This is a genomic window from Nocardioides agri (assembly GCF_013778305.1).
Classification (GTDB): domain Bacteria; phylum Actinomycetota; class Actinomycetes; order Propionibacteriales; family Nocardioidaceae; genus Nocardioides; species Nocardioides agri.
On the sequence record NZ_JACEIC010000004.1, the window covers coordinates 120,877 to 147,340 of the forward strand.

General features: G+C 73.3%; 21 protein-coding genes and 1 tRNA gene. 7 read left to right on the top strand and 15 right to left on the bottom strand.

What is annotated here, in order from left to right; genetic code table 11:
- Positions 1 to 43: 43 nt before the first annotated feature.
- Positions 44 to 652 carry a DUF6325 family protein gene (locus tag HZF07_RS22665; RefSeq protein WP_157339822.1) on the top strand — a complete coding sequence of 203 codons (609 nt, stop codon included), beginning with the start codon at positions 44 to 46 and terminating at the stop codon, positions 650 to 652.
- On the opposite strand, the gene HZF07_RS24645 is transcribed toward HZF07_RS22665, so the two are convergent.
- From HZF07_RS24645 to HZF07_RS22680, 3 genes are all read right to left on the bottom strand, one after another.
- A complete protein-coding gene (locus HZF07_RS24645; protein ID WP_157339823.1) occupies positions 625 to 3,312 on the bottom strand; it encodes a LuxR C-terminal-related transcriptional regulator in 2,688 nt (895 codons plus the stop codon). The genes HZF07_RS22665 and HZF07_RS24645 overlap by 28 nt on opposite strands.
- Before the next feature lie 127 nt (positions 3,313 to 3,439).
- The gene (gene katG, locus HZF07_RS22675) at positions 3,440 to 5,707 is read right to left on the bottom strand and encodes a catalase/peroxidase HPI (protein WP_157339824.1); all 2,268 of its coding nucleotides are present in this window, start codon (positions 5,705 to 5,707) and stop codon (positions 3,440 to 3,442) included.
- Positions 5,708 to 5,739: 32 nt separating this feature from the next.
- Positions 5,740 to 6,171, bottom strand: coding sequence for a Fur family transcriptional regulator (locus HZF07_RS22680; RefSeq protein WP_157339825.1), 432 nt, complete (start codon positions 6,169 to 6,171; stop codon positions 5,740 to 5,742).
- A gap of 159 nt (positions 6,172 to 6,330) precedes the next feature.
- On the opposite strand from HZF07_RS22680, the gene HZF07_RS22685 reads away from it, so the two are divergent.
- Genes HZF07_RS22685 through HZF07_RS22695 form a run of 3 tightly spaced genes read left to right on the top strand, consistent with a single transcriptional unit; the run spans position 6,331 to position 8,172 of the window.
- Positions 6,331 to 6,849 carry an RNA polymerase sigma factor gene (locus HZF07_RS22685; RefSeq protein ID WP_309504941.1) on the top strand — a complete coding sequence of 173 codons (519 nt, stop codon included), beginning with the start codon at positions 6,331 to 6,333 and terminating at the stop codon, positions 6,847 to 6,849.
- Positions 6,842 to 7,525 (top strand): hypothetical protein, encoded by a 684-nt coding sequence (locus HZF07_RS22690; RefSeq protein WP_157339826.1) that lies wholly within the window; start codon positions 6,842 to 6,844, stop codon positions 7,523 to 7,525. Before HZF07_RS22685 ends, HZF07_RS22690 begins: the two co-directional genes overlap by 8 nt.
- Before the next feature lie 35 nt (positions 7,526 to 7,560).
- The gene (locus HZF07_RS22695) at positions 7,561 to 8,172 is read left to right on the top strand and encodes a hypothetical protein (RefSeq protein WP_157339827.1); all 612 of its coding nucleotides are present in this window, start codon (positions 7,561 to 7,563) and stop codon (positions 8,170 to 8,172) included.
- Between the two features lie 61 nt (positions 8,173 to 8,233).
- Here HZF07_RS22695 and HZF07_RS22700 read toward each other — a convergent pair.
- The 6 genes from HZF07_RS22700 to HZF07_RS22725 form a co-directional block, all read right to left on the bottom strand.
- Positions 8,234 to 8,306 (bottom strand) — tRNA-Ala (locus HZF07_RS22700).
- 172 nt (positions 8,307 to 8,478) lie between these two features.
- The gene (locus HZF07_RS22705; RefSeq protein ID WP_157339828.1) at positions 8,479 to 9,102 is read right to left on the bottom strand and encodes a histidine phosphatase family protein; all 624 of its coding nucleotides are present in this window, start codon (positions 9,100 to 9,102) and stop codon (positions 8,479 to 8,481) included.
- Entirely contained in the window at positions 9,092 to 9,469 is a 378-nt protein-coding gene (rsfS, locus tag HZF07_RS22710) for a ribosome silencing factor (protein WP_157339829.1), read from the bottom strand. Before rsfS ends, HZF07_RS22705 begins: the two co-directional genes overlap by 11 nt.
- Positions 9,466 to 10,071 carry a nicotinate-nucleotide adenylyltransferase gene (gene nadD, locus HZF07_RS22715; protein ID WP_309504942.1) on the bottom strand — a complete coding sequence of 202 codons (606 nt, stop codon included), beginning with the start codon at positions 10,069 to 10,071 and terminating at the stop codon, positions 9,466 to 9,468. Before nadD ends, rsfS begins: the two co-directional genes overlap by 4 nt.
- 37 nt (positions 10,072 to 10,108) lie before the next feature.
- Positions 10,109 to 10,255, bottom strand: coding sequence for a hypothetical protein (locus HZF07_RS22720; RefSeq protein WP_181645614.1), 147 nt, complete (start codon positions 10,253 to 10,255; stop codon positions 10,109 to 10,111).
- Between the two features lie 18 nt (positions 10,256 to 10,273).
- On the bottom strand, positions 10,274 to 11,524 hold the full coding sequence (locus HZF07_RS22725; RefSeq protein WP_157339830.1) for a glutamate-5-semialdehyde dehydrogenase: 1,251 nt from the start codon (positions 11,522 to 11,524) through the stop codon (positions 10,274 to 10,276).
- Between the two features lie 129 nt (positions 11,525 to 11,653).
- On the opposite strand from HZF07_RS22725, the gene HZF07_RS22730 reads away from it, so the two are divergent.
- Entirely contained in the window at positions 11,654 to 13,108 is a 1,455-nt protein-coding gene (locus HZF07_RS22730; RefSeq protein ID WP_157339831.1) for a lysyl oxidase family protein, read from the top strand.
- Here HZF07_RS22730 and HZF07_RS22735 read toward each other — a convergent pair.
- The 5 genes from HZF07_RS22735 to HZF07_RS22755 form a co-directional block, all read right to left on the bottom strand.
- The gene (locus HZF07_RS22735; RefSeq protein ID WP_157339832.1) at positions 13,105 to 14,358 is read right to left on the bottom strand and encodes a chloride channel protein; all 1,254 of its coding nucleotides are present in this window, start codon (positions 14,356 to 14,358) and stop codon (positions 13,105 to 13,107) included. The genes HZF07_RS22730 and HZF07_RS22735 overlap by 4 nt on opposite strands.
- 134 nt (positions 14,359 to 14,492) lie before the next feature.
- Positions 14,493 to 15,458 (bottom strand): electron transfer flavoprotein subunit alpha/FixB family protein, encoded by a 966-nt coding sequence (locus HZF07_RS22740; protein WP_157339833.1) that lies wholly within the window; start codon positions 15,456 to 15,458, stop codon positions 14,493 to 14,495.
- 13 nt (positions 15,459 to 15,471) lie between these two features.
- Positions 15,472 to 16,242 (bottom strand): electron transfer flavoprotein subunit beta/FixA family protein, encoded by a 771-nt coding sequence (locus tag HZF07_RS22745; RefSeq protein WP_309504943.1) that lies wholly within the window; start codon positions 16,240 to 16,242, stop codon positions 15,472 to 15,474.
- 153 nt (positions 16,243 to 16,395) lie between these two features.
- A complete protein-coding gene (locus HZF07_RS22750; protein WP_181645615.1) occupies positions 16,396 to 16,710 on the bottom strand; it encodes a hypothetical protein in 315 nt (104 codons plus the stop codon).
- A gap of 69 nt (positions 16,711 to 16,779) precedes the next feature.
- Positions 16,780 to 17,559: an enoyl-CoA hydratase/isomerase family protein gene (locus HZF07_RS22755; RefSeq protein WP_157339953.1), complete on the bottom strand. Its 780-nt coding sequence runs from the start codon at positions 17,557 to 17,559 to the stop codon at positions 16,780 to 16,782.
- A 61-nt stretch (positions 17,560 to 17,620) separates the two neighbouring features.
- On the opposite strand from HZF07_RS22755, the gene glgX reads away from it, so the two are divergent.
- Positions 17,621 to 19,786 (top strand): glycogen debranching protein GlgX, encoded by a 2,166-nt coding sequence (glgX, locus tag HZF07_RS22760; RefSeq protein ID WP_157339835.1) that lies wholly within the window; start codon positions 17,621 to 17,623, stop codon positions 19,784 to 19,786.
- Between the two features lie 89 nt (positions 19,787 to 19,875).
- Here glgX and glgP read toward each other — a convergent pair whose 3' ends face one another.
- The gene (gene glgP, locus HZF07_RS22765; protein WP_181645617.1) at positions 19,876 to 22,461 is read right to left on the bottom strand and encodes an alpha-glucan family phosphorylase; all 2,586 of its coding nucleotides are present in this window, start codon (positions 22,459 to 22,461) and stop codon (positions 19,876 to 19,878) included.
- A 140-nt stretch (positions 22,462 to 22,601) separates the two neighbouring features.
- Between glgP and HZF07_RS22770 the strand changes: the two genes are divergently transcribed.
- The gene (locus HZF07_RS22770) at positions 22,602 to 26,408 is read left to right on the top strand and encodes a M36 family metallopeptidase (protein WP_157339836.1); all 3,807 of its coding nucleotides are present in this window, start codon (positions 22,602 to 22,604) and stop codon (positions 26,406 to 26,408) included.
- Positions 26,409 to 26,464 lie beyond the last annotated feature (56 nt).

Sequence of the window (26,464 nt, forward strand, 5' to 3'; positions counted from 1 at the left end):
GGGCCACCCGCCGCGCGGCGATGATCAGGGCCGGGGTGATGACATGTCGGACGCGTTGCGGCTCACGGACACACCGGACCTCGACCTGCTCGAGTACGTCCTGGTGTCCGCGCCGTCGGTCTCGGGCCTCGACCAGGTCGCCGCCGCCGCCGCGGAGCTCGTGACCGGCGGCGTGATCCGGCTGGTCGACGTGGTGGGGCTGGTCCGGGCCGACGACGAGGCGGGCGTCCGGGTCGTGCGGCTCGAGGACGCGCCGCCGCTCGCCGCTCTCGCCGCGCTCGCCGACGGCGGCGTGCTGCTCAGCCGCCACGACGTCGAGCTCGCCGCCGTGACGCTCGCACCCGGCGACGCGGCCCTGCTGCTGCTCGTCGAGGACTGCTGGGCCTCCGCCCTGTCCTCCGCCGCCCGCCGCTCGGGGGGCCGGCTCACCGCGGGCGAGCGAGTCGGGCGTGACCGGGTGCTCGCCGCCCTCGACGAGCCCGGGCGGACCGACCTCCTGGACCGCAGCCCGCTCGGGACCGCGCGCCGGACCGGCGCCGCGCCGCTGGTCGACCAGGTCGCTCAGGTGCGCAAGCTCGCCCACCTCGTCGAGCGGGGGCTGCTCTCGCTCGACCAGTACGAGGTTCAGCGACGCCGGGTGCTCGAGGCCTGAGCCGTCCGGCGCAGGCTGGTCAGCGCCCGCGCGGTCTCCGCCGCCTCCGCCCGCGAGGCGACGCCGAGCTTCCGGTAGATGACCTTGAGGTGGAACTTCAGCGTGTTGATCGAGATGAAGAGCTCGTCGGCGATCTCGCGCAGCGTCAGCCGGCTGGGCAGCAGCCGCAGCACCTCGAGCTCGCGCTCGGTGAGCGGCTCCAGCGGCGCGACCGCCGCGGCGGTCGCGCCCACGGCTCCCGGGACGGCGGCGCGCCGCAACCTCGCCAGCCAGGAGCCCGGGGCGCGCCACGCGAGCCGCTCGACCGCCTCGACCAGGTCGGGCCCCTCCGAGGCGAGCGTCTGCACCAGGTCCTGGGCGGCGGCCTGCCGGACCGCCTCCAGCAGGAGCCGCTCCGCCTCCGCCTGGTCGCCGGTGGTGCGCGACGAGAGCGCGTCGAGCAGCACCCGGTGCCGCACCGACCGCGGCTCCGCGGTCTTGAGCGTGTCGCCGGCCAGGCCGGTCTCGCCGGTCGCCAGCAGCACCCGGGCCCGACACACCGGACCCCAGAAGCCGTCCTCCACCTGGGCGGCCCACCACCGGGCCTCCTCGACCTCGCCCGACGCGAGCGCGAGGCCGGCGCCGGCCCGGCTCAGCCACGCCCGTGAGCCGGCGCCGGAGACGTCGGTCTCGACGATCTCGGCGGCCCGGCCGAACGCCTCGCGGGCACCGTCGAGGTCGTCACTGTCGATCCGGGCGTAGGTCAGCTCCAGGCACGCCAGCAGCCGGGCGTACGGCGTGGTCTCGGTCTCGTCCTCGACCAGCTCCAGCAGGAGCGGCTGGGCCGCGCCGAGGTCGCCGAGCTCTCGGTGCGCGGCCGCCTCGGCCAGCGAGAGCTCCGTGCGCAGCACCGCCAGGTTGTCGACCTCGCAGGCGCCCCGCGCGCCGGCGACGATGCGCAGCGCGTCGACGGGTCGGCCGGCGAGGGCGTCACCCAGGGCGCGGATGCCCTCGAGCGCGAGCCGCTGCTCGGGCGTCACCGTGAGCGCGGCGACGGCCGTGCGGGTGGTGCGGCTGGACTCGTCCCACTGCTCGTCGAGGGCGAGGTCGCGGGCGACCAGGCTCCACGCGCTGCGACCGAGCGGGTCCAGCCACCAGGCGTCGCCCAACGTGTCGAGGGCGGCTCGGGCGAGGCCGGCCCCGTCGTTCCAGCTGCCGCGGAGGGTCGCGGCGATCGACTCCAGCACCGCCAGGCGCGCCGAGCGGGTGCCGTCGATCTGCGCGCCGTCGCCGGCCCAGGCGCCGAGGAAGTCCACCATCTCCAGGAAGCGGCGCCGGTCCACGAGCAGGTGGCACCAGGCCAGCTCGACGGTCGCGTCGAGGTCCCCGGAGGCGACGCTCTCGGGGATCGCGGCCAGCGTGCGCACGATCGTGCTCTCGTGGCCTCCGTCGGAGAGCGCGGCCACCTCGGCGGCGAGCAGCCGCAGCGCCTCGCGCGGTCGGCCCGCGCGCAGCCAGTGCTCGAGCGCCGAGACCGACTGGCCGTGCGCCTCGTGCCAGCCGGCGGCCCAGCCGTGCAGCTGGGTGAGCCGCTCCGGCGACCGCTTCGCGACCAGCGACCGCAGCACCTCGCGGACCAGCGCGTGCATCTCGAACGCGCCGGAGGGCTCGATGCGGGTGAGGAACAGCCCGCGCGCCTCCGCCCGCGCGAGCTGGTCGACCGCGTCCGGCCGCGACGCGAGGATCTGGGCGAGCCCAGGGTCGATCCGGTCGACCACCGAGGTGGCGAGCAGGAGGTCGACCAGCCCCGGCGGCTCGGAGGGGAGGATCTCCTGCCAGACGTAGTCCTCGAGGTAGTGGTGGTCCCCGTCGTGGCTCGGCACGAAGAGGTCGCCCTGGGCGTGCGACGAGCGCGCCGCGAGGGCCGCGAGCTGGATGCTGGCCGCCCAGCCGCCTGCCCGGGCCGCGACCTCGTCGAGGAGCTCCGGGGCGAGCGTGGGCACGAGGCGGGAGAGCATCGTCGAGGCCTCGGCGTAGGAGAAGCGGAGCTCGGCGAAGTGCACCTCCCCCATCTGGCCGCGCGCCCGCAGCCGGTGCACGGGCAGCCGCGGCGCCCGGCGGCTGGCGATGACGACGTGCAGCCACGACGGGAGGTGCTGGACGAAGAGCGCCAGCGACGTCGCGACCGACTCCTCCTCGTCGACCAGCTGGAGGTCGTCGAGCACGAGCACCGCGTCGCCGGCCGCGCGGCTCTCGAGGTCGTCGAGCAGCACCCCGACCGCCTCATGCAGCCCGCCCGGCAGCCGCAGCAGGTCGGCGCAGCCGGCCGCGCAGCCCGGGGCGACGCCCTCGAGCGCGGCCAGCACGCCGCGCCAGAGCTGCACGGGGTCACGGTCGGTCTCGTCGAGCGAGAGCCAGGCGTGCGGCAGCTCGGAGGCCGCCGCCCAGCTGCGCAGCAGGGAGGTCTTGCCGGACCCGGCCGGCGCCACCACGAGCGTCAGCGGCGCGGCCACCGCCTGGTCGAGCAGGGCGTGCAGGCGCGGGCGCTCCACCAGGTACGCCGGGTTGACGGCCGGGCGCAGCTTGGACTGGAAGATCGCCGAGCGGGCCGACCGGGACTGGGCGGCGAGCAGCGCCATGCCGTCCGCGGGCGTCCCTCCGCGCGCTCCCTCGCTCGTCACCGCACCCCTCTCGCGAGTCCGTGACCTCCATGAGACCCCACCCGAACGGGTTGGACCTCACCCGAAATGCACGAAGAGCCCGTGCCGGGCGGCGCGGGCTCCCCGTGTGCAGGGGTGGTGCGATCGGTCAGGCGAGGTCGAAGCGGTCCAGCTCCATGACCTTGACCCAGGCGGCGACGAAGTCGCGGACGAACTTCTCGCGCGCGTCCTCGCTCGCGTAGACCTCGGAGAGCGCCCGCAGCTGCGAGTTCGAGCCGAAGATCAGGTCGACCGGGGTGGCCGTCCACCGGAGGTCGCCGGTGGCGACGTCGCGGATCTCGTAGACGTTCTCCCCCGACTCCGCGGCCTTCCACTGCGTGCCGGGCGACAGCAGGTTGGCGAAGAAGTCGTTGGTGAGGGTGCCCGGCCGGTCGGTGAGCACGCCGTGCTGGGCACCGCCGACGTTGGCGCCCAGGGACCGGAGGCCGCCGACGAGGACGGTCATCTCGGGCGCGCTCAGGTCGAGCATGTAGGCACGGTCGACCAGCAGGACCTCGGGCTGGAGCTTCTCGCCGGCCCGCAGGTAGTTGCGGAACCCGTCGGCGCGCGGCTCGAGCACGGTGAAGGTGTCGGCGTCGGTCTGGTCCTGGGTGGCGTCGGTGCGCCCCGCGTGGAACGGCACCGTGACCTCGACGCCGCCGTCCCGGGCGGCCTTCTCGACGGCCGCGGACCCGGCCAGCACGATGAGGTCGGCCAGCGAGACCTGCGCGCCGCCCGCGGCGTTGAAGTCGGCCCGGACGCTCTCGAGGGTCTCGAGGACGGTGGCGAGCTGCTCGGGCTGGTTGACCTCCCAGCCGCGCTGCGGCTCGAGTCGGATCCGGGCACCGTTGGCGCCGCCGCGCTTGTCGGTCGAGCGGAAGCTCGAGGCCGAGGCCCACGCGGTCGAGACCAGCTGGGAGACGGTCAGCCCCGACTCGAGGACCTTCGCCTTGAGCGTGGCGACGTCGGCGTCCCCGATCAGCTCACCCTCGTGGGCCGGCACCGGGTCCTGCCACAGCTGCGGCTCCGGGACCCAGGGGCCGAGGTAGCGGTCGACCGGTCCCATGTCGCGGTGCAGGAGCTTGTACCAGGCCTTGGCGAAGGCCAGCGCGAACTCGTTGGGGTTCTCCAGGAACCGCCGCGAGATCTTCTCGTACGCCGGGTCGAAGCGGAGCGCGAGGTCGCTGGTCAGCATCGTCGGCTTGCGCTTGGGCGAGTCCGCCGTCGGGCCGGGGATGATGTCCTCGGCGTCCTTCGCGACCCACTGGTGCGCGCCGGCCGGGCTCTTCGTGAGCTCCCACTCGTAGCCGAACAGGATCTTGAAGAAGTCGTTGCTCCACCGGGTCGGCGTGGTGGTCCAGGTGACCTCCAGGCCCGACGTGATCGCGTCGGCGCCCTTGCCCGAGGCGTACTCGCTCTTCCAGCCGAGGCCCTGGGCCTCCAGCGGCGCGGCCTCCGGCTCGGGGCCGACGAGGTCGGCGTCACCGGCGCCGTGGGTCTTGCCGAAGGTGTGGCCGCCGGCGATCAGCGCGACGGTCTCCTCGTCGTTCATCGCCATCCGGGCGAACGTCTCGCGGATGTCGCGGGCCGAGGCCAGCGGGTCCGGGTTGCCGTTGGGGCCCTCCGGGTTGACGTAGATCAGACCCATCTGGACGGCACCGAGGCTCTCCTCGAGCGTCCGCTCGTCGGCGTACCGCTCGTCGCCGAGCCAGCTGTCCTCCGGACCCCAGAAGATCTCCTCCGGCTCCCACACGTCCTCGCGGCCGAACCCGAAGCCGAACGTCGAGAAGCCCATGTCCTCGAGCGCGACGTTGCCCGCGTAGACGAGCAGGTCGGCCCACGAGACCTTCTGCCCGTGCTTCTGCTTGACCGGCCAGAGCAGGCGCCGGGCCTTGTCGAGGTTGGCGTTGTCGGGCCAGCTGTTGAGCGGGGCGAAGCGCTGGCCGCCGTCGCCCGCGCCGCCGCGGCCGTCGTAGATGCGGTAGGTGCCGGCGGCGTGCCAGCTCATCCGGATGAAGAGGCCGCCGTAGTGGCCGAAGTCGGCCGGCCACCAGTCCTGCGAGGTGTTGAGCACCTCGACGATGTCGCGGCGCAGCTCGGCGAGGTCGAGCTTCTTGAACTCCTCGGAGTAGCTGAAGTCCGCGCCGAGCGGATTGCCGGCCGGCGAGTGGGCGTGCAGGACCGACAGGTCCAGCATGTTGGGCCACCAGTCCTTGTTGGTGTGGGGGCGGCCGCCCGTCTTCGGCGTCGGCGAGTCGATCGCCGGGTTCTCGCTCTCGCTGCCCTGCGCAGCGGCAGAGCCCTCGTGCATCACAGGGCACCCGCCTTCGGCCTTGCGCTCCACGCCCTGGGGGTCGCTCTGGTTGCTGTCGGTCATGTGTCTCGCGCTTCCTTCCAACGGGGGGTTGATCACTGCTGAGCTGACGCTGTGGAACAGGCGGGGCACTGGCCCCAGTAGATGACCTCGGCCTCGTCGATCCGGAAGCCGGAGTCGTCGGAGGCGGTCAGGCAGGGCGCGTGGCCGACGGCGCAGTCGACGTCGGCGATCGCGCCGCAGGTGCGGCAGACCACGTGGTGGTGGTTGTCGTTGATCCGCGACTCGTAGCGCGCGACCGAGCCGGAGGGCTGGATGCGGCGCACCAGCCCCGCCTCGGTGAGGGCGGCGAGCGAGTCGTAGACGGCCTGGTGCGAGACCTCGGGCAGGCCCCGGCGCACGGCGCCGATGATCGACTCGGTGTCGGCGTGCGGGAACGCGTGGACCGCGTCCAGCACGGCGGTCCGGGGCCGGGTCACGCGCAGCCCGGCGCCGCGCAGCAGCTGCTCCGAGCCCGAGGTGGTCATGCGGACCACCCTGGCGCGTTTTCTTGAACGAGTCAAGAAAACGCGCGGTGAAGAGTTTCCCCGATCGGGACGGAACCCTAGCGGCCCCGGCGGTGTAGAACGATCGCGGGACGACAGGACGGAGCGACCATCACCGACGACGGCAGCCTGGTCGCTCGGGTGCGGTCGGGAGACCTCGACGCGTACGCCGAGCTCGTCAACAGTCACGCCCCGATGGCCGTGCGCACCGCCGCCCTGCTGGGTGCGGGCGCCGATGCCGAGGACGTCGTGCAGGAGGCATTCGTGAAGGCCTACCGGTCGCTGGGGCGCTACCGCGACGGCGCCGCCTTCCGCCCGTGGCTGCTGCGGATCGTGGCCAACGAGACGCGCAACCACCACCGCTCCGCCGTACGCCGTGGGGCGCGCGAGCGGGCCGACTTCCTGCCGCCCGCGCTCCTCGACCCGGCCGACGAGGTCGCCGACCGCGAGCGCAAGGAGCAGCTGCTCGCGGCCGTGGCCGGCCTCCCGGACCGGCTCCGCACCGTGGTGACCTGCCGCTACCTGCTCGAGCTCGACGAGGCCGAGACCGCGACGACGCTCGGCCTCCCGCGCGGGACGGTGAAGTCCCGCCTCAACCGTGGCCTGGCCCGGCTCCGGGCCGACCTCGTCACCCCAGGACGGGAGGCCGACCGTGTCTGACACCCTCGAGCAGGACCTGCGCGCCCTCGCCGGTGACCTCAGGGTCCCCGAGCCCGGGCCAGCGCTGGCCGGCGCGGTGCTGGCGCGGGTGGCGGTGCCGCCGCCCGCGCGCGGCCGGGTGCGCTGGGTCGTCGCCGTGGCGGTCGCCGTGCTGCTCGCCGGGCTCGCTGCCTCGCCGGTCGGCGCCCGGGTCGTCGAGTGGTTCGACTTCCACGGGGTGATGGTCCGCGAGGACGACACCGTCCCGGGCGGCACCCCCGCCGTGCCCTCGGAGCCGGGCGCCTCTCTCGAGGGGGCGGCGTTCGACCCGCTGGTGCCGGCCGAGCTCGGACCGCCGGACGGAGTCGGTGTGAGCGACGGCGGCGACCTGGTGTCGATGAGCTGGACGACCGCGGACGGGACGGTCCGCATCGACGAGTTCGCCGCGGGCCTCGATCCGTACTTCTGGAAGTCCTCCCCGGTCGCGCAGCACGTCGACGTCGACGGCCGGGACGCGATCTGGTTCCCCGTCCCGCACGAGGTGGTCGTGGTGCCGGAGGGCGGCGCGCAGGAGACCCACGCGCCCCGGCTCGCCGGCCAGACGCTCGTGGTGCCCGTCGGCGCGGTGACCGTCCGCATCGAGGGCGAGGACCTGGACCTGGTGCGCGCGGTGGAGATCGCCGCGTCGCTGGAGTGACGGAACCCGCCGCGTCGCGGCGGTGTAGACGGGGCATGCGCAGACTCCTCGCCCTCGTCGTGCTCGTCGCGAGCACCACCCTCGCCCTCGCCTCGCCGGTCCGCGCGGGCGGCCCCACCAGCGTGCTGATCACCGATCCCGGGTCCGGGAGCGCGACCGCGCTCTACTCCTCCGAGCCCGCCTACGGGGCGCTCGACCGGATCGTCACCGGCGCGAAGCCGCTCGACCGCGCGCCGTCCGACCTCGGCTCCCGCAGCCTCAACCTGACCTGGATGGCCCACGACGTGTCGCCCTGGCGGACCCAGCAGCTCTACCCCGACGCCGCCGACGGGCCGGTCGTGGTCACCGACGGTGCGACGTGGAGCCGCGTCACCGAGGGGAACGCGCTCCTCGCCCTGGTCGACGAGCTGATGATCCCCCACAGCGCCGCCGCGGTCGCCGCCGTGACCGCACCCGACCCGCCCGCCGAGGCGCGGGTGGTGACCGAGACGGCCCGGTGGTCGCTCGCCGGGTGGCGGTGGCTCGTGCTCGGCCTGCTCGTCGGCGCCGGCGCGGTGCTGCTCGTCGGCCGCGCCCGCGCCGGGGCCCGCGCGCCGCAGCCGGTGCTCGTCGACCGCGACCCGAACGCCGAGGTGCTGACCCGCTGAGCCGCGGCCACGCTCTGGAGATGCGAGAAGGCCGGTCCGCGTGGACCGGCCTTCTCGTCGGTGGAGCTGAGGGGACTCGAACCCCTGACCCCCTGCATGCCATGCAGGTGCGCTACCAGCTGCGCCACAGCCCCAATCGCTGTTCCCCGTGCGGGTGACAACTCGCGGAATACTAGCCAACCTCCTGGCCCGATGCGAAATCGGGGTCGGCCAGACCGGCCCGCCGGGATAGCCAGCGACGTACTGGCTGCTCCGAGCCCGTCGGAACGACCACTACGTCTGTGGGTATCCCGGCGGAGCGGGCGGTCAGAGCGGTGCGACGCGGTTGTAGGCCCGCAGCCGGAGCGGGGCGCCGGGGGCGGGCTGCTCCAGCTCGACCCACCCGCAGTTGTCGAGCGAGTGCAGCGCGGCCCGCTCGGCGACCGGCCAGCCGAGCAGTGTCGGGATCACGTCGCGGATCGCGGCGCCGTGGGAGACCGCGACGCCGAGCTCGCCCGGTGCGAGCGCATCGAGCAGCTCGCCGAGCACGGCGACCATCCGCGCCGCGACGTCGACGGCGTTCTCGCCACCGGGTACGACGTCGAAGTCACCGGTGCGGAACCGGGCGAACAGCTCCGGCTCCCGCTCGACGAGCTCGGCGTGGCCGAGGCCCTGCCAGTCGGCGAGGTAGTACTCCCGCAGCCGGGCGTCGTACGCCGGCTCGAGGCCGCTCTCCTTGGCGAGGTACGCCGCGGTCTGGCGCGCGCGGGCGCTGTCGGAGGACCACAGCAGGGCCGGTCCGAGCGCGGTCAGCAGCGGCGCCACGGCCGCTGCCTGCGCGTGCCCGGTGTCGTCGAGCTCCGGGTCGAGCTGCCCCTGGATCCGGCGCTCGGCGTTCCAGGCGGTGCGGCCGTGCCGGAGCAGGACGAGGCGGCGCGCGTCAGCGCTCATGCGAGACGACGTCGGCGGGCAACGCGATCGTCGGGCAGTCGCGCCAGAGCCGCTCGAGGGCGTAGAACTGACGCTCCTCCTCGTGCTGGACGTGCACGACGACGTCGCCGTAGTCGATGAGCACCCAGCGGCCGTCGCGCTCCCCCTCCCGCCGCAGCGGCTTGGCGCCGATCTCGCGCAGCTTGTCCTCGATCTCGTCGACGATCGCCTTGACCTGGCGGTCGTTGGTGGCCGAGGCGAGGACGAAGGCGTCGGTGATCGCGAGCTGCTCGCTCACGTCGAAGGCGACGATCTGCTGGGCGAGCTTGTCGGACGCCGCGCGGGCGGCGGCCTCGACGAGCGCGAGGGCGTGCTCAGTGGCGGTCATGCACAGTCCTTCTTGGGTGGGTAGAGCTGGTGCTTGGCGATGTACTGCACGACGCCGTCCGGCACGAGGTACCAGACCGGCTCGCCGCGCTCGGTGCGCGCCCGGCAGTCGGTCGAGGAGATCGCCAGCGCGGGGATCTCGATCAACGTGACCCGCTCGCCGGGGATCTTGCCGAGCGCGTCGTTGTCGAGGGTGTAGCCGGGCCGCGTGACCCCGACGAACCGGGCGAGCGTGAAGAGCTCCTCCGCGTCGCGCCAGGTGAAGATGTCGGCCAGCGCGTCGGCACCGGTGATGAAGTAGAGCTCGGTGTCGGGCAGCTGCGCCTTCAGGTCGCGCAGCGTGTCGATCGTGTACGTCGGGCCGCCGCGGTCGATGTCGACCCGGGAGACCCGGAAGCGCGGGTTGGAGGCGGTGGCGATCACCGTCATCAGGTAGCGGTGCTCGGCGGCGCTGACCTCCCGGTCCGACTTCTGCCACGGGTCGCCGGTCGGCACGAAGACGACCTCGTCGAGGTCGAACCACGCCTGCACCTCGGACGCGGCGACGAGGTGGCCGTGGTGGATCGGGTCGAAGGTGCCGCCCATGACACCGACCCGGCGCACCCGCGACCCCTGCTCGGTCACCGTCGCGGCCGCGGGATCAGCTGTGCTCGCGGCCCGCGCCGAACATGAGGAGGGCGACCAGGAGGGCGAGGAGGATCGTCAGCACGATGCCACCGACGACCCACGGGTTGGCGCCCGACCAGATGTGGGGCTCCTCGACGGCTGCGGCGTACAGGTTCTGCATGGGCCCACCCTACCCAACTCACCGGACGTGGCCGTCGCCGGTGACGACGTACTTGGTCGACGTCATCTCCGGCAGCCCCATCGGCCCGCGCGCGTGCAGCTTCTGGGTGCTGATCCCGATCTCCGCGCCGAACCCGAACTCGCCGCCGTCGGTGAAGCGCGTGGACGCGTTGACGAGCACGGCGGCCGAGTCGACGGCGGCGGTGAAGCGGCGCGCGGCGGCGACGTCCTCGGTGACGATCGCCTCGGTGTGCTGGCTGGAGAAGCGCCGGATGTGGGCGATCGCCGCCTCGAGGTCGGGTACGACGGCCGCGGAGATGTCGAGGGAGAGGTACTCGGTCGCGTGGTCGTCGTCGGTGGCCGCCACGACGCCGTCGTGGGCCTGGAACGCCGCGTCGCCGTGGATCGTGACCCCGGCGTCCTGCAGCGCGGCGACGACCCGCGGCACGAAGGCGTCGGCGACCTCGGCGTGCACGAGCAGCGACTCGGCGGCGTTGCAGACGCTGGTGCGCTGGGTCTTGGCGTTGAGCACGATCGCGAGCGCCTTGTCGAGGTCGGCGGCGCGGTCGACGTAGACGTGGCAGTTGCCGACCCCGGTCTCGATCACCGGCACCGTCGACTCGTCCACGACCGACTGGATCAGGCCTGCTCCCCCGCGAGGGATCAGCACGTCGACGTGGCCGCGGGCCCGCATCAGCGCCTTGACGCTGTCGTGGGTGTCGCCCGGCACCAGCTGCACGACGTCGGGCTCCAGCCCGGCCTCGGCGACCGCGGCGCGGAGTGCGGCCACGATCGCGGCGTTGCTCGAGCGGGCGCTGGAGCTGCCGCGCAGCAGCACGGCGTTGCCGGACTTCAGGCAGATGCCGGCGGCGTCCGCGGTGACGTTGGGCCGGGCCTCGTAGATCATCCCGACCACGCCGAAGGGCACCCGCACCTGACGCAGCTCGAGCCCGTTGGCCAGGGTGCTGCCGCGCACGACCTCGCCGACCGGGTCGGGCAGGCCCGCCACGTCACGCAGGCCGTCGGCCATGGCGGCCAGCCGGTCGGGGGTCAGCCGGAGCCGGTCGACGACGTTGGCGGGCGTCCCGCTCGCCTCGGCCCGCTCGACGTCCTCGGCGTTCGCGGCGAGGATCTTCCCCTCGTGCGCGAGCAGCGCGTCGGCCATCGTGTGCAGGGCCGCGTCCTTCTGCGCGCGGGTGGCGACCGCGAGGCCGTGGCTGGCGGCGCGGGCCCGCTCGGCGACGGCGAGCACGTCCTGCTGGGAGGTCATAGCGCCGAGAGTAGTTCGCGCGACGTCCAGCAACGTGCGCCGTCTTGCTGCGCGGCAACCTCTGCCCGGGTTGCGCGCGTCCTACGGTCGAAGAGGCCCGTCGGGCCCGTCCAGGAAGGGACCTCCGCCATGTCCGGTCGGCGCTCGCTCGTGCTCCTCTCGCTGCTCGCCCTGGCGGCGCCCGCGCTCGCCGCGCTGCCCGCCGATGCCGGCGCGCCGGACACCGCGCACCGGGCCGCCACGGCCGCACCGTTCCGGCTGTGGGCGCCCAGGGCGGTCGAGACCTACGGCTACCGCGGCCGGGTCTGGACCGACCTCGGCCTGCGGGTGGTCGCCACGGGCGCCCCACTCGAGCTCTGGTCGCAGCGCACGTCGTACGCCGAGCCGATCCGGACCGTCTGGCGCAGCCCGGCAGGCGACGTGGCGCTGCCGGCCGGCGCGATGCGGAACTTCTCCGGCCTGCAGGACTTCGTGCGGCTGACGATCACGCCGGCCCGCGGCGAGCCCGTGACCCTGCACCGGAAGGCCTGCCTCAGCGGATGGTCCGAGCGGGTCGACCCCGCGGCGGCGGCGACCTCGCCGTATCCCTCCGGCTGCTGGAGCAACCCCTTCAGCCTCGGCTCGGTGCAGGGGGTCCAGGCCGGCTGGGCGACGCTCGTCCTGGGCTCCGAGCGTCCGCTGCGCCTTGCGCCGGGGCGCTACCGGGTCCGGGCCGAGGTCGCGCCGCGCTACGCGACGCTCTTCGGGCTCAGCGCAGCGCAGGCGACCCGGACCGTCCGCCTGGTCGTCAAGGCGGAGCCGGTCGAGGAGGAGCCGCCGTCGGAGGACACGTCGCCGGACGCCGAGCGGTCCGCCGCGCACGCCCCGTCCGGGCCAGCAGGCCGCGTCGACGGCCCGGTGCCCGACCTGCGCCCGCTGCCGGCGTGGGGCATCTCGCTGTCGCGGAACGGCACGCACCTGCGCTTCTCCGCGACCGTGTGGAACGCCGGGACCAGCCCGCTGGTCGTCGACGGGTTCCGCGAGCGGGGCAGGGACGAGATGGCGGCGTACCAGTACTTCTTCGACGCCGTCGGCACCCAGACGGGCTACCAGCAGGTCGGCCACCTGCACTGGGACGCGAAGCCCTCGCACCTGCACTGGCACTTCGAGGACTTCGCGCGCTACACGCTGCTGCGGCGAAACAGGACCGAGGCCGCGGTGTCGAGGAAGGAGGCCTTCTGCCTCGCCAACACCGACGCGGTCGACCTCACGATCCCCGACGCGGCCTGGAAGCCCGACAACACCGACCTCGCGACCTCGTGCGGCGACCTGACCTCGTTGAGCATCCGCGAGGTCCTGGCGGCCGGCTGGGGCGACACCTACACCCAGTTCCGCGCCGGGCAGTCCTTCCGTGTCGACGGACTGCCCAACGGCGTCTACTACATCGCGGTCCGCGCCAACCCGGACGGGAACCTCGTCGAGTCGAGCGTGAGCAACAACCTGGCCCTGCGGCGGATCGAGCTCGGCGGCACGCCCGCCCACCGCACCGTCACCGTCCCGGCCGTCGGGGTCGTCAGCGACGAGGGGTACGGCGGGACGGGCTAGTGCTGCCCGCCGATGCCCTCGGGCTCCGGAAGCCGGTCGCCGAGCAGGCTGACGACGAGGGCGGCGACGGCCGCGCCGACGGCCAGCGGCAGCACCGCGCCGAACGGGAAGAAGAAGAGCAGGATCAGCACGACGGCGAGCGGGCGGCGGAGCACGGCGGTCGCCGCCGCGGCGCCGCCGGCGGCCACGGCGGCGCCCAGCGGGACCGCCGACCACGCCTCGGTCAGGACCATCGCGGCGGCCATGCCGACGAAGACGGTCGGGAAGATCTGGCCGCCGAACCACCCGGTGCCCAGGCAGGCGAGCGTCGCGACGAGCTTGACCACCGCGAGGAGCAGGAACGCCGTCGGCGCCTGGTCGCCCGCGGAGTCGATCAGTTCCTGACCCTGGTGCTCGCCGGAGAAGAGGCTCAGCGGGTCGACCACGCCGCACAGCCCGAGCACCGCGCCCCCGGCGACCGCCCGCGGCAGGGTCGAGGGGGCCAGGCGGGTCGCCAGCCGGCGTACCGGCTCGGTGGCGATCAGCAGCGCCAGGCCGGCGACCACGGCGGGCAGCGCGCCGAGCGCGGCCCACCCGATCGAGCCGACCAGCTCGCGGGCGCTGTCGGTCTCGAGGTCGGGCAGGTCGTAGCGGAGGCCGTGGCTGGCCGGGACGACCAGCAGCATCGTGACGAGGCCGGCGACGCCGGCGACCAGGGAGGCGCCGATCAGGCGCACCTTCTGCGCGCTGGCCCGGCCGCGCTCGAGCGGCAGCGCGATCGCCGCGAGCGGTCCGCCGAAGAGTCCGGACAGCGCTCCCGAGGCCGAGATCAGCGCTGCCTCGCTGCGGCTGGTGCGCAGGATCCGGGCGACCCTGTCGCCGAGCCCGGTGGCCAGCACGACGAGCGGCGCCTCCGGGCCGAGCGACGCGCCGAAGGCCAGCGACACCACGCCCAGCACGACGGCGCGGGCGAGGTAGGAGACCTTGATCGGGGGCTTCCGCTCCTCGTCGACGACGGCGTCGAGGCCCGCCAGGGCGTCCTCGAGGTCGTGGGGGGTGTCCCGGTCGTGGCGGAGCCGGATCGCGCCGACGGCCACGCCCCCGGCGGCGCAGAGCACCACGACCTGCCAGGCCCCGTCGCCGGGGAGGAGACGCGGGTCGGTGCCGTCCCAGAGCAGCTTCTGGGTCAGGCGGACCGCCTCGAGGTAGACGCCGGCGATGGCGCCGACCGCCGCGCCGAGCACCAGCGCCAGCCACAGGGTCCGCCTCACCCCCGGCAGCCTAGGGGGATGACGAGCCGGGCGGGTCCAGGGACACGGCCAACCGTCGAGAGACGCGGAACGGCCCCCGGGATGCTCTCCCAGGGGCCGTTCCACGTCGCTCGACGGTCGATGCCGCCGCGGGCTCAGCCCTTGCGCTTGTTGATCTCCTCGGTGGCGGCCGGGAGGACGGTGTGGAGGTCCCCCACGACGCCGAAGTCGACGAGCTCGAAGATCGGGGCCTCCTCGTCCTTGTTGACGGCCACGATGGTCTTCGAGGTCTGCATGCCGGCGCGGTGCTGGATGGCGCCGGAGATGCCGTTGGCGACGTAGAGCTGCGGCGAGACGGTCTTGCCGGTCTGGCCGACCTGGAAGGTGTGCGGCTTCCAGCCGGAGTCGACGGCGGCACGCGAGGCACCCACCGCGGCGCCGAGCGCGTCGGCCAGGCCCTCGACGGGCTCGAAGTTGCCCCCGGTGCCACGACCACCGGAGACCACGATCGCGGCCTCGGTGAGCTCGGGACGACCGGTCGCCTGGCGCGGCTGCGCGGCGACGATCTGCGCCTTCTTCGCGGCGTCGGAGATCGTCGCGGTGAACTCCTCGACGGTGCCGGCGCCGGCGCCCTCCTCCGGGGCGGCCGAGTTCGGCTTCACCGTGATGATCGGGGTGCCCTTGGTGACCTTGCCGGTCAGCGTGAAGTTGCCGGCGAAGACGCTCTGGGTCACGACCCCCTCGGCGGAGACGTCGACGGCGTCGGTGATCAGGCCCGACTCGAGCTTGATCGACAGACGGGCGCCGATCTCCTTGCCCTCGCCCGAGGACGGGATCAGGATCGCGGCCACGCCCCCGCTTGACTGGGCCTTCTCGGCGAGCTGCTGCAGCACCTCGGCCTTCGGGGCCACCAGGTAGCCCTTGATCTGCGCGTCGTCGACGACGTAGACCTTCTCGGCGCCGTAGGCCTTGACCTTCTCGGCGACCTCGGCGGCCTTGTCGGCACCTCCGATGAAGACGGCCGAGGGCTCGCCGAGGCGCTTGGCGATCGCGAGGAGCTCGTACGTCGGCTTGCGGACCGCGCCGTCGACGTGGTCGATGAGAACGAGAACTTCAGACATGGGTCGGCGCTCCTCAGATGAACTTCTTCGAGGCGAGGAACTCGACCAGCGCCGTGGCGCCCGAGCCGTCCTCGTCCTTGACGATCTCGCCGGCGGTGCGCGGCGGGCGGGCGGTGGTGTCGTCGACCGCGGTCCACGCGGCGTCGAGGCCGACCTGGCCGGCGTCGACACCGATGTCGCTGAGCGACCAGGTCTCGAGCGGCTTCTTCTTCGCGGCCATGATGCCCTTGAACGACGGGTAGCGGGCCTCACCCGACTGGTCGGTCACGGAGAGGACCAGCGGCATCTGGCCGCCGATGACCTCGGTGGCGGTGTCGCCGTCGCGCTTGATGCGGACCTGGTCGCCCTGGGTCTCGACGACCGCGGCGAGCGTGACCTGCGGCAGGCCGAGGCGCTCGGCCAGCATCGCCGGGACGACCCCGCCGGAGGCGTCGGTCGAGGCCATGCCGCACATGACGACGTCGGGCTGGCCGATCTTCTCGATCGCCTTCGCGAGCACCAGCGAGGTGGCGGCGTAGTCGGAGCCGGCGATCGCCTCGTCGCTCACGTGGACGCCCTTGTCGACGCCCATCTGCAGCGCCTTGCGCACCGCGTCGACGGCCTTCTCCGGGCCGATGCACAGCGCGGTGACCTCGGTGTCGTCGCCGGCCTTCTCCTTCAGCTGGAGGGCCTGCTCCACGGCGTACTCGTCGAGCTCCGACAGGAGCCCGTCGACGCCGACGCGGTCAACGGTGTTGTCCGACTCGAACTGCCGGTCAGCAGTGGCGTCGGGGACGTACTTCACACAGACGACAATGTTCATGGTGGTGTGGCCTGGACGGCCCCTCCTGGGTTCGATCCACGGATGTGCTCGTGAGGCTACCGTCGCGTAGGACGTGCGGAAACTCGACGCAGGGTCGGATACGTCACAGCGACGCTGTCACGGTCGACCGAGGTGTCAGGGCCGGACGATCCGCTCCGCGATCCGGCCGACGACCAGGTAGGCGATCGCGGCGAGGCCCCAGTTGGCGAGCGCGTTCTTGGTCGCCGCGTCGCCCCCGCGGAAGGTGAAGATGCCGTTGCCGGGGTCGAACACTCCGAGGTCCAGGACGTCGGCGACGTCGAGCACGAAGGAGACCAGCGCGTTGTCCTGGTTGGCGTCCAGCGCGACCAGCAGCGCTGCGACAGCCAGGAAGAGCGCGCACACCACCGCGGCGAGCCAGATCAGCTGGGCCAGCCGCACCCGGAGTGCCTTGGTCGCACCCGCGCTCACGGTCTGCTCTCCACGCCGCAACCCGACCTTCTGCTCATCCGTCGCACCCACATGTCCGCTCTGCCCCGTTCAGCGGCCGACGAAACGCGCCTTGCCGGGGCCGCTCTCCACGAACGACTGCATGCCGATCGTGCGGTCCTCGGTCGCGAACAGCGCGGCGAACTGCTGCCGCTCGATCTCCAGACCGGTCTCGAGGTCGACCTCGCTCCCCCGGTCCACCGCCTCCTTGGCCGCGCGCAGGGCGTACGACGCCGCACCGGCGAACTGCTTCGCCCAGGCGAGCGCCTCGTCGTACACGCTCTCGGCGGGCACGACGCGGTCGACCAGGCCGATCGCGAGCGCCTCGTCGGCCTTGACGAAGCGGCCGGTGAAGATCAGGTCCTTCGCCCTGCTCGGGCCCACCAGCCGCGTCAGCCGCTGGGTGCCGCCGGCGCCGGGGATGACGCCGAGCAGGATCTCGGGCTGGCCGAGCGTGGCGTTGTCGGCGGCGATCCGCACGTCCGCGCACAGGGCGAGCTCGCAGCCGCCGCCGAGCGCGTAGCCGGTCACGGCCGCGACGACGGGCTTGGGGATCCGGGCGACGGCGGTGAACGAGGACTGCAGGGCACCGGAGCGCTTGACCATGTCGGTGTAGGACATGTCCGCCATCTCCTTGATGTCCGCGCCGGCGGCGAAGACCCGCTCGCCGCCGTAGATGACGACCGCCTTGACGTCGTCGCGCTCGGCCGCCTCGGTGGCGGCAGCCCGGATCTCCTCCTGGACCTGGACGTTGAGAGCGTTCATCTTCGGACGGTCCAGCCGGATCGTCCCGACACCGTCGGCCACCTCGAGTCGCACGAACTCGCCCATCACGCACCACGCCTCTCGTCTCATCATCGGTCTCCGGCGCATTCTGCCGTCATCGTGAACAATGGCGCGGGTGACCCCTGGACTGTGGCGCAGCCGCGACGAGCGCGCGCCGGTGTGGCCGGGGCGCAGCTGGCCGCTCGGCGCGACCTGGTCGGCGGACTCGACGAACTTCGCGGTGCACGCGCCGCGCGCGACCGCCGCGTGGGTCTGCGTCTTCGACGAGGACGGCGAGGAGGTGCGGCACCGGCTGACCGAGCAGACGCTCGGCATCTGGCACGGCGCGCTGCCCGACGTCTCGCCCGGCACCCGCTACGGCTTCCGGGTCAGCGGCCCGTGGGACCCCGACCAGGGTCTGCGCTTCAACGTCAACAAGCTGCTGCTCGACCCCTTCGCCCGCGCGGTGTCGGGTGACTTCGTGCCCGACCCGGCCACCTACGGCTTCGCGCCCGACGACCCGGACACGATGGACGACCGCGACTCCGCGCCGTACGTGCCCAAGAGCGTGGTCGTGGGCGACGACGGCTTCGACTGGGGCGACGACGCGCCGCCGCGCTACCGCTGGCGCGACACCGTGATCTACGAGCTGCACGTCAAGGGCATGACCGCGCTCCACGACCGCGTGCCCGAGCGCCTGCGCGGCACGTACGCCGGGCTCGCGACGCCCGCGGTCGTCGACTACCTCAAGGACCTCGGCGTCACGGCGGTCGAGCTGCTGCCCATCCACCAGTTCGTGTCCGAGCCCGCGCTGACCGCGCGCGGCCTCACGAACTACTGGGGCTACAACTCCATCGGGTTCTTCGCCCCGCACGCGGCGTACTCCTCTGCGGGCGACCGCGGCCAGCAGGTGAGGGAGTTCAAGGCGATGGTGAAGGCGTTCCACGACGCCGGACTCGAGGTGATCCTCGACGTCGTCTACAACCACACCGCCGAGGCGGGCGCCGACGGGCCGACGCTGTCCTTCCGCGGGCTCGACGACCGCGGCTTCTACTGCCGGGTCGGCGACGGCGCGCTGGGCGAGTCCTTCGATGACACCTACTGGGACGTGACGGGGTGCGGCAACACCGTCAACGCGTCGAACCCGTTCGCGCTGCGGCTGATCCTCGACTCGCTGCGCTACTGGGTCACCGAGATGCACGTCGACGGCTTCCGCTTCGACCTGATGTCGGCGCTCACCCGGGTGCACCACCGCGTCGACATGGGCAGCCACCTGCTGATGGCGATCGGCCAGGATCCGGTGCTGCGGCACGTCAAGCTGATCGCCGAGCCGTGGGACGCGTCGATGGACGGCTACCGAGTCGGCGAGTTCCCGCCGCCCTGGGTCGAGTGGAACGACCAGTACCGCGACGAGATCCGTGACTTCTGGCGCAACCGGTCCGGCGGGATCAGGACCGTCGCCACCCGGCTGGCCGGCTCCTCCGACCTCTACCTCGACGACGGGCGCTCGCCGTACGCCTCGATCAACCTGGTGACCGCGCACGACGGGTTCACGGCGCGCGACCTGGTGACCTACGAGCAGAAGCGCAACGAGGCCAACGGCGAGGGCAACCGCGACGGGACCGACAACAACCGGTCCTGGAACTTCGGGCACGAGGGCGAGTCCGACGAGGCGGCGCTCGTCTCCGTGCGCCGTCGGCAGGCGGCGAACATCATGGCGACGCTGTGCCTCTCCAACGGCGTCCCCATGATCACCGCCGGGGACGAGCGTGGCCGCACCCAGCGCGGCAACAACAACGCCTACGCCCAGGACAACGAGACCTCGTGGATCGACTGGCGGCCCGACGACGCGTGGCTCGACGTCTACGAGGTCGTGAAGACCGCGCTGCGGCTGCGCCGCGAGCACCCGGCGCTGCGGCAGCGGCACTGGTTCGAGGGCCGGCCCACGATCCGCGGCGGCCCCAAGGACCTGGCCTGGCTGCACCCGTCGGGCCGCGAGATGGCCGGCGACGACTGGCACGACCCCAACCTGCGCACGATCGGCATGTTCGTCTCGGGCGCCCCGCTCCGCTCCCCCGGTCCGCGCGGCGAGCAGCAGGTCGACAAGTCCTTCATGCTCTGGTTCAACTCCGACTGGGTGCCGGCCCGGCTCGCACTGCCGGAGAACGACTGGGTGCACGCCGGCGAGGTGGTGCTCTCCACCGACTTCCGGCTCCCCGTCGGCACCCACGTCCAGGCCGGGGACCGGATCGCCCTCGGCCGCCGTACGGTCGTCGTCTTCCGCGAGGTCTGAGATGTTGAGTTGGGCCTAGGTCGCCGTCGAGTTGGGCCTCGTTCGCGACGAAGGCCCAACTCGAGCGTGACCGAGGCCCAACTCGACGGTTACGGCAGCGCGACGATGCCCAGCTCGGCCGGGGAGGCCAGCAGGTCGTTGCGCGGGATGATCCGCACCGTGTAGCCGAAGGAGCCGGAGCGGTCGAGGGCGAGGGTGCCGTCGAACCGGTGCCGGCCGGCCTCGTAGGACTCGGCCACGTGCAGCGACTCGATCCCCGTGTCGACGAGCTGGTCCTCGCCGGTGCTCCGGCCGTGGACGAGCTGGACGTCGACGTCGTCCGGGGTCAGGTCGCCGAGGCAGACGAACGCGCGGACGCTCATGGTGTCGCCGACCTCGGGAGCGTCGGCCACGCCGCTGCTCTCGACGTGCTCGACCCGCACGCTCGGCCAGCCGCCCTTGACCCTCTTCTTCCACGCCGCGAGCGTCGCCGCGCCGGCGTAGTCGGAGTTGAGCGCGTGGGCGGTGACGGCGGCCGGGGCGTAGAGCTGGCGCACGTAGTCGCGGACCATGCGGGTCGCGAGCACCTTGGGACCGAGCGACTTCAGCGTGTGCCGGGTCATCTCGAGCCAGCGCGTCGGAACGCCGTCGCCGTCGACGTCGTAGAAGCGCGGCGCCACGTCGTTCTCGATCAGGTCGTAGAGCGCCGCGGCCTCGAGGTCGTCGCGGTGGTCGACGTCGTCGACGCCATCAGCGGTCGGGATCGCCCAGCCGTTGCTGCCGTCGTACCACTCGTCCCACCAGCCGTCGAGGATCGACAGGTTGAGGCCGCCGTTGAGCGCGGCCTTCATGCCGGACGTGCCGCACGCCTCGTAGGGGCGCAGGGGGTTGTTGAGCCAGACGTCGCAGCCGGGGTAGAGCGGCTGCGCCATCGCGATGTCGTAGTTGGGCAGGTAGACGATCCGGTGCCGGATCTCCGGGTCGTCGGAGAGCCGGACGATGTCCTGGATCAGCTTCTTGCCGCCGTCGTCGGCCGGGTGCGCCTTGCCGGCGATCACGAGCTGGACGGGGCGCTCCGGGTGCAGCAGGAGGCTCTTGAGCCGCTCGGGGTCGCGCATCATCAGCGTGAGCCGCTTGTACGACGCAGCGCGCCGCGCGAAGCCGATCGTCAGCACGTCGGGGTCGAGGGCGTGGTCGATCCAGGAGAGCTCGGCCCGGGCGGCGCCGCGCTTCTCCCACGAGCGCCGCAGGCGGCGGCGGGCGTCGACGACGAGCTTCTCGCGCAGCACCCGCTTGGTCGCCCAGACGTCGGTGCCGGGCACCTTGTCGACGACGTCCCAGAACGCGTCGACGTCGTCGGACTCCTTGTCGACGCCCTGGCCGGCGGCGAGGTCGAACATCTCGCGCGCGACCCACGTCGGCGCGTGCACGCCGTTGGTGATCGAGCCGATCGGCACCTCGGCCTCGTCGAACGCGGGCCACAGGCCCTGGAACATGTCGCGGCTGACGTGCCCGTGCAGCTGCGACACGCCGTTGGCGCGCTGCGCGAGCCGGAAGCCCATCACGGCCATGTTGAAGACCGCGGGGTCGCCGCCCTCGTAGTCCTCCGCACCGAGCGCGAGGATCCGCTCGACGGGGACGCCGGGGGTCGGGCCGACGCCGCTGAAGTACTGCTCGACCAGCGTCCGGGGGAACCGGTCGATGCCGGCCGGGACCGGGGTGTGGGTGGTGAAGACCGTCGAGGCCCGGCCCACCTCGAGGGCGGTCTCGAAGTCGAGGCGCGGGCCGCCCTCGGCGACCGTGAGCTCGCGGATCCGCTCGAGGCCGAGGAAGCCGGCGTGGCCCTCGTTGGTGTGGAACACATCGGGGGCCGGGTGGCCGGTGATCCGGGAGTAGGCGCGCAGCGCGCGCACGCCGCCGACGCCGAGCAGCAGCTCCTGGCGGAGCCGGTGCTCGCTGGTGCCGCCGTAGAGACGGTCGGTCACCTCGCGGTAGTGGTCGGGGTTGCCCTCGACGTCGGTGTCGAGCATCAGCAGCGGCACCCGGCCGACGCTGGCCACCCAGATCCGGGCGAGCAGCTCGGGGCCGTCGGGCAGCGCGATGGTGATCAGCGCGCCCGCGCCGTTCTCCTCGCGGAGCAGCGAGATCGGCAGGCCGTCGGGGTCGAGGACGGGGTAGGTCTCCTGCTGCCAGCCCTCACGGGAGAGCGACTGCTTGAAGTAGCCGTGCCGGTAGAGCAGGCCGACGCCGACGATCGGGACGCCGAGGTCGCTGGCCGCCTTGAGGTGGTCGCCCGCCAGGATGCCGAGGCCGCCGGAGTACTGCGGCAGCACGGCGGTGATGCCGAACTCCGGGGAGAAGTAGCCGATGGCCCGGGGCCCCGCGACGCCGGACGCGAGGCGGCGCTGGTACCAGCGGTCGCCGGTGAGGTACCGCTGGAGGTCGGCGTGGGCCGCGGCGAGGTGGTCGAGGAAGGACTGGTCCGCCGCCAGCTCCTCGAGGCGCTCGCGGCCGACGGCGCCGAGCAGGCCGACCGGGTCACGCCCGGTCGACTCCCACAGGTCGGGGTCGACGGCGGCGAAGACGTCCTGCGTCTCCGGGTGCCAGGACCAGCGCAGGTTCCCCGCCAGCTCGCTCAGCGCCGCAAGCGCTTCCGGCAGGACGGGACGGACGGTGAATCGACGAAAAGCACGCACGGAACGGGACGGTACCGCGCCTTCCTTGGAACGATCAAAGTTCGGGGCCCAACGTCCCCTGGTCCAGACCGGAGGTCCCGTCCGGCCACCGTCCCGGACGGGTCCACATAACGAACGCCCGCGTCCGCCGTTGGGCTGGCATGTCGATCCGCACCCGTCGCGCCGCGGCCCTCTTCGCCCTGGTGGTCCTGCTCGTCCCCGGTCTCGCCCAGCTCCCGGCGCTCGCCGCGCCGGGCGCCCCGGCTCCCGGGCCGGCACCCGCCCCGAGCCGCACTCCCGGCGACCCCGTGGCCGGGCTGCGCGACCTCGACGTACGCGCCGCCGTGGCGCCGACCGCGCTCCAGCGCGAGGCCGTCGACGGCCTCGGACCGGTGCGGCTGCGCTGGAACGCCGCCGGTACGCCGGCCTCGATCCTGCCGCTCGACGGCTCGCTGGGCGCGGCCCCGGGTGACCCGGTCACCGCGGCCCGCGCTTGGGTCGCCGCGCACGCCGACGTGCTCGGTCTCGGCGCGGCCCAGGTCACCGGCCTGGAGGTCGTCAACGACCAGCGGTTCGCCGACTCCGACGCCCACGCGGTGCTGCTCCGGCAGCGCTTCGGCACCCTCGCCCCGGCCACCGGCGGCCTGGTGACGATCGGGATCGCGGACGGCCAGGTCGCCTACGTCTCGTCCTCGCTCTCGCGGGCGACCGGCGCCCCGGCCGCGAGCACGGTCTCCCCGCTCCAGGGCTGGCTGGCCGCCGCGGCGAACGTCGGGCTCGCCGTCCCCGCCGGACGGGTCGCCGACATCGTGTCCGCGGTCTCGGGCGGCTGGACCCGCCTCACCGTGCCCGGCTTCCCGCAGGAGCAGACCGTCCGGCTGCGCGCGCTGCCGATGGCGGACGGCTCGGTCCGGCCGGTGCTCGAGGCCAACGTCGTCCAGGTGCTGGGCGGCAACGCCACGGCCTACCGCGTCCTCGTGGACGGCGCGACCAAGGACGTGCTGGTGCGGCACAACGCGGTCGACAACGCCATGTTCACCAACGTCTTCCAGGGCACCGTCACCAGCGACCAGTGCGGAGCCCGGCACGCCTTCGAGCTCGACGACGACCTGACGAAGACGATCACCGCGACCGCGATCGCGGTGCCGACCGACGACGTGACCGTCACCCTCGAGGGTCCCGGCGGCCTGCACGAGACCCAGGACCTGCTGACCAGCCCCGAGCTCGCCACGTTCTCGTCGACCACGGGCTTCCCCGCCGGCACCTACTCGGTCCAGGTCTGCCCGTTCGACGACGTGTCCATCACGGTCGGGCAGTACGCCGTGCTCGTGGCGACCAGCGACAGCGGTGCGCCCGAGACCGGTGGGGTGACCACCGACCCGCGCTGGCGCTACTTCACCGCCAACCCCGACCTCGGGTCGACCGCGGTCGGCTCGGTGCCGGGCAACTCGGTCGTCGGCTGCTGGACCGACACCACGCCCGACTGCACGACGCCCAACGGCCCGCTCGCGACCAACGCCGCCAACGACGGCCCGTGGGACGCGCTGCACGGCGTCCCGACCGCGACGACCGTCGGCAACAACGCCAACACCCACGAGGCGTGGGCCGACCCGCTGGCCCCGGGCGGCCTCTTCCAGGCGCCGCTGTCGCCGACCCGCGACTACACGACCGAGTTCACCGACGCGTGGAACGAGTCCGGCTGCGACCCGACCCGGCTCGTGCCGACCGGCAACGACATCGACGCGACCGTCACCAACCTCTTCGTCGCCCACAACCGGATGCACGACCACAGCTACTACCTCGGCTTCACCGAGGACAACTACAACCTCCAGCTCGACAACCGGGGCCACGGCGGCGTGCCCGGCGACCAGGAGATCGGCAACGCCCAGGCCGGCGCGCTCACCGGCAGCCCGACGTACCTCGGCCGCGACAACGCCAACCAGATCACGCTCAACGACGGCATCCCCGGCATCACCAACCAGTACCTCTTCCAGCCGATCGCCGGCTCCTTCTACTCCCCCTGCGCCGACGGCGCGCTCGACATGAGCATCGTCGGCCACGAGTACACCCACGCGATCAGCAACCGGATGGTCGGCGGCCCCGACGACGGCCTGACCTCCGAGCAGGGCGGCGCGATGGGCGAGTCCTGGGGCGACCTCAACGCGGCGGAGCTGATGTTCGCCAACGGCTACTCGAACGGCGCCAGCCCCTGGGTCGTCGGTCCCTACGCGACCGGCAACTCGGTCGCGGGCATCCGCGACTATGCGATCGACCAGAACCCGCTCAACTACAGCGACTACGGCTTCGACACCACCGGCCCGGAGGTGCACGCCGACGGCGAGATCTGGAACGGCACCCAGTGGGAGGTCCGCCAGGCGCTGGTGGAGAAGTGGGACGCGCAGTTCCCCTACGACGACGCCGCGCTGCAGAAGGAGTGCGCGGTCGCGCACGGCGCGCAGAGCCCGCTGTCGGCCAGCCACTGCCCGGGCAACCGGCGCTGGCTGCAGCTGATGTTCGACGCGTTCCTGCTCCAGCAGGGCTCGACGTCGATGCTCGACGCCCGCGACGCGATGATCGCCGCGGACCGGATGCGGTTCGGGGGCGAGAACGCCGAGGCGCTCTGGGCGGCGTACGCCCGCCGCGGCATGGGCCGCGACGCCTCGACGCCGGACTCCGACTCGAGCGAGCCGACGCCGAGCTTCGCGACGCCGACCGGTCCCAACGCGACCGTCACCTTCGCCTCGTCGGGCGCGGGCAGGGTCTACGTCGGCGACTACGAGGCCCGGGTGACCCCGGTGGCCGACACCGACCCTGCGACCGGGCTCGGCGCGAGCGCCGAGTTCACCCCCGGCACCTACCGGATGCTCTACGTCTCCCCCGACCGCGGCTTCCGCCGCTTCGAGCTGACCGTCACCGACGGCTCCGCGCGGACGGTCACGATCGACGACACGCGGCCCAACGTGGCCAGCGCCGCGGCCGGCGCCACCGTCATCGGCGCGACCGAGGGCTCCCTCAACGCCGAGGCGCTCATCGACGGCACCGAGGCCACCAACTGGGGTGGCGTGACCGCCGAGAACGTCGACACCTCGAAGCCCTACGTCGCCGTCGACCTGGCCGGCGACGTGCAGACGATCGACCACGTGCAGGTGAGCGCCCTGCTCACGCCGACCACGGTCCCCGACAGTGGGCTGCCGCTGGCGCAGGACGACCCGGACTCCGGCTCGCGGTTCACCGCGCTGCGGAAGTTCGAGCTCCGGGCCTGCACCAGTGACTGCTCCTCCGCCGGGGCCACGTGGACGACGTTCTTCACCTCCGAGGACGACGCCTTCCCCGGCACCCGACCGCGGCCGGTCGCACCCGACCAGACGCTCCGGGGCTTCGAGGTCCCGCCCACCCGGGCGGCAGCGGTCCGGCTGGTGGCGCTCGAGAACCAGTGCACCGGCAACGACGAGTACGCCGGCGAGCAGGACGAGGATCCCAACAACGCCACCGACTGCGCGACCGCCTCCGACCGGGGCACGATCGTGCACGCGGCCGAGCTCCAGGTGTTCGCGGCCGACGCGCCCGCCGGCGGGTCGACGACCGGTGGCACGGCCACCCCGAGCTCGTCGGCGACGGGCGGCACGGTGACGCCGGGCGCGAAGGCCTCCCCGGGCGCGAAGGCCCCGGCCCGCACCGTCACCCGGGTCCAGCTGCCGGACCGGCTGCGCCGGGGCACGCCGGGCATCGCCTCCGTGCGGGTCACCGCCGCCGGGGTCCCCGTCCGCCGGGCAGGCTCGCTGGTCGTCGTCCGCGACGGCCACCGCTCGACGCACGCGCTCGGCGCGGGCCGGTTCACGCTGCGCCTGCCGCGCTCCCTCGCGCCGGGGCTGCACCGGGTCCGGGTGCGCTTCGTGCCGGCCGACCCCACGGCGTACGTGGGCTCCGTCTCACCGGTCGTCGTCTTCCGTGTGACCCGGAGCCGCTGAGGGTATGAGGCGGAGGCGGCGCACTTGCCGCTTCCCCTCGCCCTCTCGCTAGGTTG

Bases quoted from the DNA above. Each gene is read 5' to 3' on its own strand.
- HZF07_RS22665 (WP_157339822.1), top strand. From the start codon at position 44: ATGTCGGACGCGTTGCGGCTCACGGACACACCGGACCTCGACCTGCTC.
- katG (WP_157339824.1), bottom strand. From the start codon at position 5,707: ATGACCGACAGCAACCAGAGCGACCCCCAGGGCGTGGAGCGCAAGGCC.
- HZF07_RS22680 (WP_157339825.1), bottom strand. From the start codon at position 6,171: ATGACCACCTCGGGCTCGGAGCAGCTGCTGCGCGGCGCCGGGCTGCGC.
- HZF07_RS22695 (WP_157339827.1), top strand. From the start codon at position 7,561: ATGCGCAGACTCCTCGCCCTCGTCGTGCTCGTCGCGAGCACCACCCTC.
- HZF07_RS22705 (WP_157339828.1), bottom strand. From the start codon at position 9,102: ATGAGCGCTGACGCGCGCCGCCTCGTCCTGCTCCGGCACGGCCGCACC.
- rsfS (WP_157339829.1), bottom strand. From the start codon at position 9,469: ATGACCGCCACTGAGCACGCCCTCGCGCTCGTCGAGGCCGCCGCCCGC.
- HZF07_RS22720 (WP_181645614.1), bottom strand. From the start codon at position 10,255: ATGCAGAACCTGTACGCCGCAGCCGTCGAGGAGCCCCACATCTGGTCG.
- HZF07_RS22725 (WP_157339830.1), bottom strand. From the start codon at position 11,524: ATGACCTCCCAGCAGGACGTGCTCGCCGTCGCCGAGCGGGCCCGCGCC.
- HZF07_RS22730 (WP_157339831.1), top strand. From the start codon at position 11,654: ATGTCCGGTCGGCGCTCGCTCGTGCTCCTCTCGCTGCTCGCCCTGGCG.
- HZF07_RS22740 (WP_157339833.1), bottom strand. From the start codon at position 15,458: ATGTCTGAAGTTCTCGTTCTCATCGACCACGTCGACGGCGCGGTCCGC.
- HZF07_RS22755 (WP_157339953.1), bottom strand. From the start codon at position 17,559: ATGGGCGAGTTCGTGCGACTCGAGGTGGCCGACGGTGTCGGGACGATC.
- glgX (WP_157339835.1), top strand. From the start codon at position 17,621: ATGGCGCGGGTGACCCCTGGACTGTGGCGCAGCCGCGACGAGCGCGCG.
- HZF07_RS22770 (WP_157339836.1), top strand. From the start codon at position 22,602: ATGTCGATCCGCACCCGTCGCGCCGCGGCCCTCTTCGCCCTGGTGGTC.